The organism is Staphylococcus intermedius NCTC 11048 (genome assembly GCF_002902385.1).
GTDB lineage: Bacteria > Bacillota > Bacilli > Staphylococcales > Staphylococcaceae > Staphylococcus > Staphylococcus intermedius.
Genome location: NZ_PPQH01000046.1, coordinates 1 through 11808 on the forward strand (window position 1 = coordinate 1; position 11808 = coordinate 11808).

The 11808-nt window shown below is 39.3% G+C and carries 10 protein-coding genes; 1 reads left to right on the top strand and 9 read right to left on the bottom strand.

Annotated elements, in window-relative coordinates; translation table 11 throughout:
- Positions 1–603 precede the first annotated feature (603 nt).
- The 9 genes from CD138_RS10550 to CD138_RS10590 form a co-directional block, all read right to left on the bottom strand.
- Positions 604–1314, bottom strand: coding sequence for an HAD family hydrolase (locus CD138_RS10550; protein WP_019167223.1), 711 nt, complete (start codon positions 1312–1314; stop codon positions 604–606).
- Positions 1315–1433: 119 nt separating this feature from the next.
- Positions 1434–2183: a tryptophan synthase subunit alpha gene (gene trpA / locus CD138_RS10555; RefSeq protein ID WP_019167222.1), complete on the bottom strand. Its 750-nt coding sequence runs from the start codon at positions 2181–2183 to the stop codon at positions 1434–1436.
- Positions 2184–2185: 2 nt separating this feature from the next.
- Positions 2186–3391: a tryptophan synthase subunit beta gene (gene trpB / locus CD138_RS10560; protein WP_019167221.1), complete on the bottom strand. Its 1206-nt coding sequence runs from the start codon at positions 3389–3391 to the stop codon at positions 2186–2188.
- A gap of 2 nt (positions 3392–3393) precedes the next feature.
- On the bottom strand, positions 3394–4017 hold the full coding sequence (locus CD138_RS10565) for a phosphoribosylanthranilate isomerase (RefSeq protein WP_019167220.1): 624 nt from the start codon (positions 4015–4017) through the stop codon (positions 3394–3396).
- Between the two features lies 1 nt (position 4018).
- Positions 4019–4798 carry an indole-3-glycerol phosphate synthase TrpC gene (trpC, locus tag CD138_RS10570; RefSeq protein ID WP_019167219.1) on the bottom strand — a complete coding sequence of 260 codons (780 nt, stop codon included), beginning with the start codon at positions 4796–4798 and terminating at the stop codon, positions 4019–4021.
- Positions 4795–5799 (bottom strand): anthranilate phosphoribosyltransferase, encoded by a 1005-nt coding sequence (gene trpD, locus CD138_RS10575; RefSeq protein ID WP_019167218.1) that lies wholly within the window; start codon positions 5797–5799, stop codon positions 4795–4797. Before trpD ends, trpC begins: the two co-directional genes overlap by 4 nt.
- The gene (locus CD138_RS10580; RefSeq protein ID WP_019167217.1) at positions 5783–6367 is read right to left on the bottom strand and encodes an anthranilate synthase component II; all 585 of its coding nucleotides are present in this window, start codon (positions 6365–6367) and stop codon (positions 5783–5785) included. The genes trpD and CD138_RS10580 overlap by 17 nt, the downstream gene beginning before the upstream one ends.
- Positions 6364–7767 carry an anthranilate synthase component I gene (locus tag CD138_RS10585; RefSeq protein WP_019167216.1) on the bottom strand — a complete coding sequence of 468 codons (1404 nt, stop codon included), beginning with the start codon at positions 7765–7767 and terminating at the stop codon, positions 6364–6366. Before CD138_RS10585 ends, CD138_RS10580 begins: the two co-directional genes overlap by 4 nt.
- 979 nt (positions 7768–8746) lie before the next feature.
- A complete protein-coding gene (locus CD138_RS10590; protein ID WP_026066747.1) occupies positions 8747–10390 on the bottom strand; it encodes an alpha-keto acid decarboxylase family protein in 1644 nt (547 codons plus the stop codon).
- Between the two features lie 183 nt (positions 10391–10573).
- Between CD138_RS10590 and CD138_RS10595 the strand changes: the two genes are divergently transcribed.
- Complete coding sequence (locus tag CD138_RS10595) at positions 10574–11563, top strand: YeiH family protein (RefSeq protein WP_019167214.1); 990 nt, start codon at positions 10574–10576, stop codon at positions 11561–11563.
- Positions 11564–11808: the final 245 nt, after the last annotated feature.

The following is an 11808-nucleotide window of genomic DNA, read 5'->3' on the forward strand; positions in this document are numbered from 1 at the left end:
AGTTTTCATGCTTCGATTTGCTGAATGCCCCTTAAAATCAATTCTACATAGTGTATTACATCTTAATAATACACTTTTTACACTATAAAAGGAACGTATTTTCATTTATAAATGTCACAATTTTCAAAACTTTATGTGTGACAATCTTTTAAACATATTATTAATAAACCTCATACGATGCACACAATGGTACGAATGATGCGCTCTTCATTTATCTTTATTCCGGTATAATGTTAAACAACCGATATTCTTTTTATTATCACTTTGAGGACACCTAGTCACGTTTTCCTATACGGTGGTGATTTGTGATTTCAAAATATTAATGGTGCACTCAAACTAATTTATATTTCTTCATAAAACTTTACTTTTAAATGATTGGACGCCCTGTCTTTAGATTGCTAACATGGCGCGACTCCCAAGGAATCAGACGCAGTCGAGAATCCGGAAACGATTCATCTAAGTTACAGTCCTATTAAAACATTAGCTAGTCGAGACATCTCCTGGGAAAACGTCGCCCAAAAAGCAATCTAATGAATCACCCACCACATCGTTAAAGCATAAAAGCATGCGAAAGAATTTAAAATCCCTTCACATGCTTTTACACTATGCACCTTCTATGATATTTTGAACGACTTCAAACAATGCCTTTTCTGTCATCACTGTTTTCGTCGGATGTTTGGTTGTATCGGTTTGTGGGCGATTGCGTCGGTTAAACCAAATTGTTTTCCAACCGACTTGCATGGCGCCAAAAATATCGTTATCAAAATGGTCCCCAATAAAGTATGGCTCACTTGAATCCACTTCCAATTGTTTGCCGACTGTTTCAAATATGGCGGGATCTGGTTTTGACATATGGAGTTCCGCTGACACAAACATATTTGATTCTGGAATGTATTGGTTGAGTCCTAATGCCTTCATTTTTGCACGTTGACGGTCAGACTCCCCATTTGTCAACAATCCTAATTTGACGTCGTTTCGAACTAAATATTGCAACATTTCAATCATCGTAGGAGACAATGCAATATGTTGTTGTGCATATTCATAATCACGTTGAAAGGCACGCGCTTTCTCTTCGGGTAATTCGATGTCAAAGTCCGCAACTGCACGTGTGATACGGATGATATGCATATCAGCTAACGATAACGCGCCAGTTTGCGTTGCTTCAAATAACTCTTCACTATATAAGCGAAAATGACGATAAAGTCTTTCTACCCCTATTTCTGTATCACCAAAATGGCGGTAATAGGCATACTCAAAACCCGATAATTGATCATATAGCGTATCGTCTAAATCAAAAATCATCACTTTATTCATTATTCAGCACCCCTTTAACTCAAAACACATTCAATTCATAACATTTTTATACTGACATTTATTATATAACGGGTGTGTTTGAATGAATAGCGTTTGAACTTCAACATAATCACGATGCATCATTGTGCAGTCTGACTTACACTGTCGAGCGCTTCACGAATTGTGGTTAAATATGCTTTCGTTGCTTCGATGCCTTCTTCGTTAAATCGACGAACGATTTCACTGCCAATGATAACGCCATCCGCCACTTCGGAAATATCTTTCACATGTTCAGGTGTACGAATGCCAAATCCTGCCATGACAGGAACGGAGCTATGTGCTTTAATGTCTAAAATATTTTGTTTCAATTCAGGGTGAAAGTTACCATTTTGCCCTGTAATTTGGTTCATCGTGATCGTATAAATGAACCCTTCTGCTGTTTGTGCGATGCGTTGACGTCGTTCAGGTTGGGCAGTCATCGCGATCAATGAGATGAATTTCAATTGTCGCTCTGGATAACGTGCTTTAAATTGTTCGATATATTCAAACGGCATATCCGGAATGATTAAGCCCTCTACACCGGCCGCTTCTGCCTCAGCCATAAATGCTGCTTCTCCATACGTTTCAATCGTGTGATAATACGTCATGAGCAAATAGCGTGTATTGAGCTGCCCTTTCACTGTTTTCAGTTGATCAAAAATTTTCTGGGCGTTCATCCCTGCTCGAATTGCCGCTTGACCTGCTTCCATAATGATTGGACCATCCGCGACAGGATCAGAAAATGGGATACCAATTTCGACATAATCTGCACCAATGTCATCTAATGCTTTCAGTTGATCCATAAATTCTGGGCCACCCATAATGTACGCGACAAATTGTTTGTTATGCATGTTTATGCCTCCTTTCCTTCCATATAATTTTTAATCGTTTCCATATCTTTATCCCCACGACCAGACACGGTTACGACGAGGATGTCATCTTTGTCCATTTGTGGCGCTAATTTCTCCACATAACTTAATGCGTGTGCACTTTCGATAGCTGGAATAATTCCTTCTGCCTTTGTAAAACGTACGAGTGCGTCCATCGCTTCTTTGTCGTCAGCAGTGACATAATCCACGCGCCCGATGTCATGATAATAACTATGCTCGGGACCGACACCCGGATAATCTAAGCCGGCTGAAATCGAGTGTGCCAATTGAATTTGATGGTTGTCATCTTGAATTAAATACATTTTTGTACCATGTAACACACCCTTTTTCCCTTTATTAATCGCTAAAGAGTGACGGTCTGAATCTACACCTTCACCCGCCGCTTCTACCCCGTACAATTTCACTGAGGCATCTTCAATAAATGGATAGAACGTACCAATTGAATTGGACCCTCCACCAACACATGCAACAACAGCATCTGGTAAACGGCCTTCTTTCTCTTGAAGTTGGGTTTTAATTTCATCTCCAATGACACGTTGGAAATCACGTACCATCGTTGGAAATGGATCTGGTCCGAGCGCTGAACCGAGTAAATAGTGTGTATCATCAACATGTGCGACCCAATATTGTAGCGCTTTATTGACTGCATCTGATAACGTACCTTGCCCATCTGTCACGGGTACGACTTCTGCACCGAGTAATTCCATACGAAAGACATTCAGCTGTTGACGACGGATATCTTCTTCTCCCATAAAAACAACGAGCTCCATATCGAATAATGCGGCAATCGTTGCACTTGCGACACCGTGTTGGCCCGCCCCTGTTTCAGCGACCAACTTTTTCTTACCCATACGTTTTGCGAGTAATGCTTGGCCAATCGCATTATTAATTTTATGTGCACCGGTATGATTCAAATCTTCACGTTTCAAATAAATTTTTGCACCGCCCAATGCTTTCGTATAAGAGTCCGCATACGTCAATGGCGTTTCTCGCCCAACGTAATGTTTTAAATAATAATGATAGTCGCGTTGAAATTCAGGATCCTGTTTTGCCTCATCATAGGCTGCTTTCAATTCTTCAATTGCTGGCATCAACGTTTCTGGTACGAATTTTCCTCCATACTCTCCGAAAAATCCGTGTTCATCTGCTTCTAATTGAATGTTTTTCATCGTCATTCTCCTTTCAAAACTTTTGCAATATAAGCCATTTTGTCATGATCTTTTTGCCCTTTTGCCTTTTCTATGCCACTAGCCATGTCGACGCCCGCAATATTCGGATAGTCTTGAATTAATTGTTCAACATTGTCACTATTGATACCACCTGCCACAAGATAGTTCGACGTGGACAACGTGTCCAAAGTACGCCAATCAAAAACTTCCCCGGTTCCACCAAATGTGGTTGACGGTGTATCAATTAACAGTCGATCAACTACACTTCCATAACGTTCGATGTGCGTTTGAAGCTTTTCATCAGCTGGAATCGCTTTAAAAAGTTGTATGTCAGGATAGCGGTTTTTGACTGACTGAATCATTTCTATTGATTCGTTACCATGAAATTGTATCGTGTTGATTGCTGTCTGTTCGATCATCGATTCTAGTTGGGCCATCGTAGCGTTCACAGTCACTGCTACGCGATCAATCGTTTGTGGAACGAGTGATGACAGTTTTTGAAGTTGTGCTAAATCCACGTAGCGTGCGCTTTTCGGATACGTGATGAAACCAATTGCTTGTACGTCATGTTGTACGGCTTCTCGGACGTCTGCTTCTTGTGTAAAACCACAAAATTTCAAATACATGTTACACCTCTTTAGTTAATTTAAAGCTTTGGAGTTGCGCTTTCGGATCATCCGCTTTCATCAACGTTTCACCTACAAGTACTCCCGTAATCCCAGTCGGCACAAGTGTTTCGATATCCGACACCGTTTTAATGCCACTTTCTGAAATATAATGAATATTCGGCTCACGCTCTGTTAAAATTTGCCCAGTATGACGCACATCTGTAGTAAAGCTTCTCAAATCACGGTTATTCACACCGACAAATTGGGGTTGAATTTGATGTGCACGTGCAAGTTCTGCTTGATCATGTACTTCTACGAGTACTTCTAAGCCGAGTGCTGTTGCGTAATCATGTAATCGCGCTAATGCTTCATCCGTTAAAATGTTGACAATCAGTAAAATGATAGATGCGCCTGCTTTTTTTGCCACATCGATTTGTCGTTCATCAATCATAAAGTCTTTACAGAGTACCGGCACATCCGTTTGCTTTGTCAATGTTACCATCCGTTCATAACTCCCACCAAAATAATGTTCATCCGTTAAAATGGATATCGCTGATGCACCACCCGCCGTATACAGTTGCAATTGTTCCTCTAAATTGCGTTCTGGTATATCTGAAACGGTCGGACTTTTTGACTTAATTTCTGCGATTACACCAATTGTACGGTCATTTTCGAATTGTTTCGCTAAAGTCGGTTTATGAGAGACATCGACCTCTTCTAAGTTCGCCAATAACATTTCATAGTAACCTTCAGCGAGTAATTGTCTTTTATATTCGACAATCTCATCTAAAATTGTCATACCGCTACACCTCTTGCTTGTTCATATTGTTTAAATGCTGCCCCTGAATCAATGCATGATGCTGCATGTGCAATCCCTGCTTCAATCGTCTCGACAATTTCAGCAGTATAGAATGCAAGACCTGCATTCAGTAGTACGACATCTCTTCTTACTGATTGATCCGTACCATTTAAAATGTTCAGTGTTATTTCCATATTTTCCTCTGGTGTGCCACCTTGAAGCGCTTCATCTGGTGCATATCGCAAGCCATAATCTGTCGCATTCACCGTATATTCACGAATGCCTATCGTTTGGTCCATTTCAACGATTTGATTGTCACCAGATAATGTGGCTTCATCCATGCCGTTCGCCCCATGAATGACAATAGCTCTTTTTCGTCCTAATCGTTGTAACACTTCAGCAATTTTTATCATTCTCGTCGGATCAAACACACCCATAGACTGATAATCTAGTGCAAACGGATTAATTATCGGACCGACTAAATTCAAAATCGTAGGACGTCCCACTTTTACACGAACCGGTTGCATATTTTTCATTACAGGATAAGATTCTGTCGCACTCACAAAGGCCAGATGTGTGTCTTTTAACTGTTGCATCACGTTTTGTACAGGTGTCGTCGCTATGCCCATGGCTTGTAAAATATCCATGCCCCCTGATTGTGACGTGACACTTTTATTGCCGTGTTTAACAACTTCAATGCCTCCACTTGCCGCAACAAATGACACTGTTGTTGAGATATTGAAACTATTTGAACCATCACCACCTGTACCACAAACACACATACTGCCTGGATATTGTGGTTGTTCTGGGTACATCGTATGAATCAAGTTTTCACATAACGCATACAATTCGTCTGATGTTTCACCTTTCATTGTGTAAGCTACGAGCAATGCGACTTTATCTTCTAACGGCGTCGTTTCCGATAATAATGTCGCTATAAACGTGCCCATTTCTTCATGATTGAGTGCCTCAAAGTTCATCATTTTATTTAGTAACGTCATGTGTCAACACACCTTTCTTTACGATTGTTAAAAAGTTTTCTACAATGCCTGATACGGCAATACTCGCGAATGATTCAGGATGATATTGAATGCCATAATGCGGTCGTACTTGATGTTCAAAAGATTGAATACTGTCACTTGTTCTTCCTGTAATATGAATGTCTTGTGGTAGTGATTGTTCTTCACAAATGAGTGAATGATAACGCATAATATCAGAATGTTCTGAAATCCCTTCGTATAACAATGATGGTTTTTCGAATTGTAACGTATCAATTTTGCCATGCATGACTTTATCTGCGACGACGACTCGACCACCATAATATCGGTACAATGCTTGTGCACCGAGACAAATCCCTAAAATCGGTATATTTTTAAAATGGTCGATCATCTCATGGAGTCGCGTCGTATCATCAGGATGTCCTGGACCGGGCGAAATGACGAGTGCATCTGGTTGAAGGTCAAACAATGTATCATCATCAGGATATTTCACGACGACCTCTTCCCGTAGACGAAACATATCGACTAAGTTATAAGTGAATGAATCATAATTATCGATAACTAATATCATAGTGTGACCTCCAATAAACTTTTTGCTTTCAGTTGCGTTTCTGCCAATTCTTTTTCTGGAATAGAATCATAGACGACACCACACCCCGCTTCAGCGTGGACATAGGTCTCATCAATGACCATCGTACGAATTGCAAGGGCTAAATCTAACGTATGATCACAATTAATATAACCCACACCACCACTATAAACACCGCGTTTCAATGGTTGCGTTTCATAAATACGTTGAATCGCACGTAATTTTGGAGCACCTGAAACCGTTCCAGTCGGCAGTAAACTTGCGATGACATCAATTGGAGATAGGCTCGCGTCCACATCACCAATCACTTCACTCACAATATGCATCACGTGTTCATAACGTTCAATTGTCATCAGTTTCGTCAATTCCAAACTTCCTGGTCGTGCAATACGTAAAATATCGTTACGTCCTAAGTCAACGAGCATCCGATGTTCACTTAATTCTTTTTCATCATTCAGCAAGGTCTCAGCCAGTTGTTGATCTTCCTCATCTGTGACGCCTCGCTTAATCGTTCCGGCAATCGGGTTTGTCATTACTTTGCCTGCTTTCACTTTCACAAAGCTTTCAGGAGAACTGCCCACTAAAATCGGACCGCCCATATTAAAATAAAACATATAAGGACTTGGATTGTTCCGTTTCAATTTTTGATATAACTGATATGTTAATGGATACAATTGCTCTCCAAAATGATGTGCGTAACGATAAATGCGTGATGGTACGACTTGGAACATATCGCCTTGTTGAATGCGATCCTTAAATTGCTTCACCTGCTCGATAAATGTCGTTTCATCTACGTTCGGTTCAATTATCTTTTCTGGTAAATCAGGCACTTGCGTCGTTTCAAACAACTCAATGAGATCGAACTCTGCAATCATCTCACCTAGACGTGCATATAATTCACTTTCTGACGCGTTAGAAAAGAGATTAGACGCAATCACGTAAATCTGTTCTTTATAGTGATCAAATACATAAACCGATTCAATCATATAAAAATGGACATCATTTGTTGTGCCCGCTGCCGGATATTGTTGTAATACTGGAAATGCATGTCGGACTAAATCAAAACTACAATATCCGACAAAACCTGATATAAAAGGTAATGCTTCAAGCTCAGGCTCAGAAATATGTGCATGATACTGTCCAACAAAAGTTTTCAATTGTTCAAACGGTGCTGTTGTTTCTTGAATCGTTTGCTGAGGGGTCCAAATGTTTAATTGTGATTCTGTTAAAGCGACTTCACCATACGCATCAAAAGCGACTACAGAATATCTCCCTTTCGTTTGTGAAGTTGTGGCACTTTCCAATACAATTTTATGTTGACGATGTCGTGCTAAAGTTTCTGGATTTATTGGTGCGTCTAAAACGCGATAAACAATGTTCATTTGGATCCTCCTTAAATTTCGAAAATAAAAAACGCGCATGATTGCCCTTCCGAAAAGGACGCTCACACGCGGTACCACCTTTGTTAACAGTATGGCTACTGTTCACTTTAAAAGATCATTCAGTTGGTTGCTTCAAGTAAGACCCAATTCATTTGAGGTCGGTATAGACTCGCATCACCCGTCTATTTTCTGGAACTACCGATTGTTCAAATTACTTATTCTTACCTCACAAATTTTGTTAGTTTGTTTAATCAGTGATTGTTTTACTTGAACTCGCTTTCCGAGGCGCCTCATTTCAACTAACCAACGCTTTCACTTCTCATTTATACTGGACGCGTTGGTGGATTTTCAGTTTCGGCATAATGCCTCAGGAGTCTCGTTCAAGTTTACAATCTTAGCGACTTCCTAAAACAAAGAAACTGCAACATTGATTCAGAAATCTTAGGCCCATTGTTTAAACAAACTACTGTTTTAAAATGCGTCATTCTTCAATTCTGGATAAAACAGATTCATCTAACATGATGTTAAAAACGCTTGTTTCACCGTATTTCGTTTTTCATGCGTATGAGAGTGGCGGTCGCCCTTCACTGAAAGGTAGGTCACCACTTCAAAACCAAAGTGATACGGCTATTTCATTAATGATTGAATTGACCTCTCGCTTTAAACTTTTATTTATCGTGCTGTAATATCAAAAAAACACCACAGTAAACGTCTCTTCTGTAAGGACGCGTTACCGTGGTGCCACCTTAGTTAACATGCATTTAAATCTCATGTTCGCTCTTTTAAGTCACATTCAATTGGTCGTATATTGCGATTGCCCAATTCATCTCTACGTTGTGCTAACTTACATCAACCGTTAGCTTTCTGCGTGCTACAACCGTAAAAACTACTTATCAATCATACGATTTTTTAAGTTACCCAACACTATACATGCATTTAAATAACATGTCAACAGTGAAACTTCATCCGCTACAACAAATTATTTATTCTGTGCAGCGAATGCTTTAGAAATTTCATTAAGGTTTGCAGGTGCATCTAATACATCCATGTGTACCTCTACGACATGCATTGTATCAGGATTTCGATCAATTTTATCCATTGCTGCTTTTAATTCGTTAGATGTTTTTACGTCATATGTTGGGATGTCTTTGTTGCCAAATAAAGCGGGTAATAATTTGTAATCCCACATTTGAATGTCATTATATTTCGCATTTTCACCGTGGATTTTTTTCTCTACAGTGTAACCATCATTGTTAATAATAAAGATAACTGGATTTAAGTTTTGACGTACCATTGTTGACATTTCTTGAGCTGTTAATTGTAACGAACCGTCACCAATTAACAACACATGACGACGTTCTGGTGCTGCAAGTAATGTACCTAATGTAGATGGGAGGGTATATCCGATTGAACCCCATAACGGTTGACCAATAAATGTTGTACCTTCTTGAAGTGCTAAACGGTATGCACCAAAGAATGATGTCCCTTGTTCACCTAATACGACGTCACCTTTACGCAAGAAGTTTTGCATTAAGTTGAAGTAGTTTTCTTGTGTTAATGGTTCATCGTTAAGCTCTGCAGCAGATGCTTCTGGCCATTCATAGTGTGGGAAATGCCCTTCATATTTAAATTCAATGCCTTTGAATGCTTCCACAATTTCAGAAAGTGATGGTGCAGTTGTTGTATAGTCGCCCACTTTAACATCGCGATGATTTAACATGACAATTGCTTCATTTGAGAATTTTTGAGAAAATCCTGCTGTTGCTGAGTCAGTCAATTTGGCTCCTAATGTGATGACCAAATCACTGCCATCAACATAATCACGAATAGCGTCCTCTGCAATTTGACCATCGTAAACACCCATATATTGTGCACTTTCTTCATTAAATGCCCCTTTGCCGAGTGACAATTGCGCCACAGGTAAGTTTAATTTTTCTGCTAATGTTTGTACGTCATTTTGTAAACTATAGCTGTTGATTTGATGTCCAACAATTAACGTCACTTGTTGCGCCGCTTTTAATTGATCAGTTAATTTTTCTACTACCGTTGACATATCTTCTGCTTTAGGTGTTGTAGGATATACGACTTCATCTGGTACTTCGATTTCTTTTGCTGCGATATCAATTGGTAAGTGGACATGTACCGGACGTTTTTCTTCTACGGCTACTTTAATGATACGTGGGATTTCTGTTAATGCATTGTCTACAGTTAATACGGTTTGTGCTTCAGTAATTTGTGCATACATTTTTTGATAATCATCAAATTGACCGTTACCTAATGAATGATGGACAATCTTGCCGGCTTGTTCAACTGCTGTCGTCGGTGCCCCTGTAATTTGAATGACTGGTACATTTTCTGCGTATGATCCTGCGATACCGTTGACCGCACTTAATTCACCTACACCAAACGTTGTCACCATTGCTGCAAGTCCGTTCAAACGTGCATATCCATCTGCAGCATAACTTGCATTCAATTCATTCGTATTGCCAACCCATTCTAATGTCTCATGTGCTTCAATATCGTCTAAAAAAGTTAAGTTGAAATCACCAGGCACACCAAAAATTTTATCAACGCCTTGTTTTGCGATTTCATCAATCAAAAATTGTCCAACACGTTTTTTCATCATCATCCCGTCCTTTTCTCTTTATTGTTTACAATTTACATTTTATATACACGCGTCAATAAAGTCAACATTATTGACCTATGACCTTAAAAGACTATTGAAAATCCCTTTTGATGCGCCTATACTTGATAAAAAATGAATGATCACTTGTTGCTATGTCATTTCACGAAAGGATCGATTGCTATGTCAAAAGTTAAAGGATTACTCCTCACGCTTACTATCGCTATTATCGCTACAATATTAGGTCACTTTTTTCCAATTGTAGGAAGTGCTATTTTTGCAATGCTCATTGGCATGATTTTGAATAATACGTTGATGTTATCAGAGTCATTCAAGCCCGGCATCCAATATAGCAGTAAAAAAATACTCCATTACAGCATCATTTTGCTCGGCTTTACACTCAGTTTTCAATCTATCGGAACTGTGGGGCTGAAATCACTCCCAATACTCATCGTCACACTGCTTGTGGCCTTTGTTGTTGTCACATTGTTAGTCAAGTTATTCCATATCGATTTACATACAGGAATTTTAATTGGTGTCGGCACATCTATTTGCGGGGGGTCAGCTATTGCAGCAACGAGCCCTGTTATTAAAGCGAAAGACAATGTTATCGCTTTTAGTCTTTCTACAGTGTTTTTATTTAATTTAATCGCGGTCATTATTTTTCCACCGATAGGCCACTTCTTTCATATGAGTCAAGAGGCATTTGGTTTTTTCAGTGGGACAGCGATTAATGATACATCGAGCGTCGTAGCAGCAAGTGCGTTATATGGTTCAAAAGCACTTGAGGTAGCGACAATAGTAAAATTAACACGTACACTTTTTATTATTCCTATCACTATCGGTTTGGCGTTTTGGATGGCTAAACGCCAACAAACGACGACAGACGGTGAACAACGCCAAAGTATATGGGCGATGATTCCAAACTTTATTATTTGGTTTATTGTGGCATCACTCATCAGTACCGTTTTTAATTTTTCTGATGATGTCATCGCATTTTTCAAACAAGCTGCACTCTTTTTCATCACGATTGCACTTGCGGGTGTGGGATTATCCGTCAAATTCAGCCAATTTAAGCAAGCTGGTATCCGTCCAATTCTATTAGGTTTCATCACTTGGGCAGCATTAATCGTGACAAGTTTAATCATTTTAGCTGTAATTGGTATGTTGTAAATTTACTTTAGAGGGCGCACTATTGTGCATTCGCACGATGGTTCACCCTCATTTTTCATCTTTCCTTCTATGTAACAAACGTTGATTTCACACTCTTCTCCATGTTATGCCTTTCTTTTCCATAGCGAATATGTCACCCTTTTTAACAAATCAATTTAAAAAAAGAAAAATTTCCCTACCTACTTTTAAATTTAATTTTTATTGTTATAATATAAAATAATACAAATTTTTCTCAGGCGTCAAAA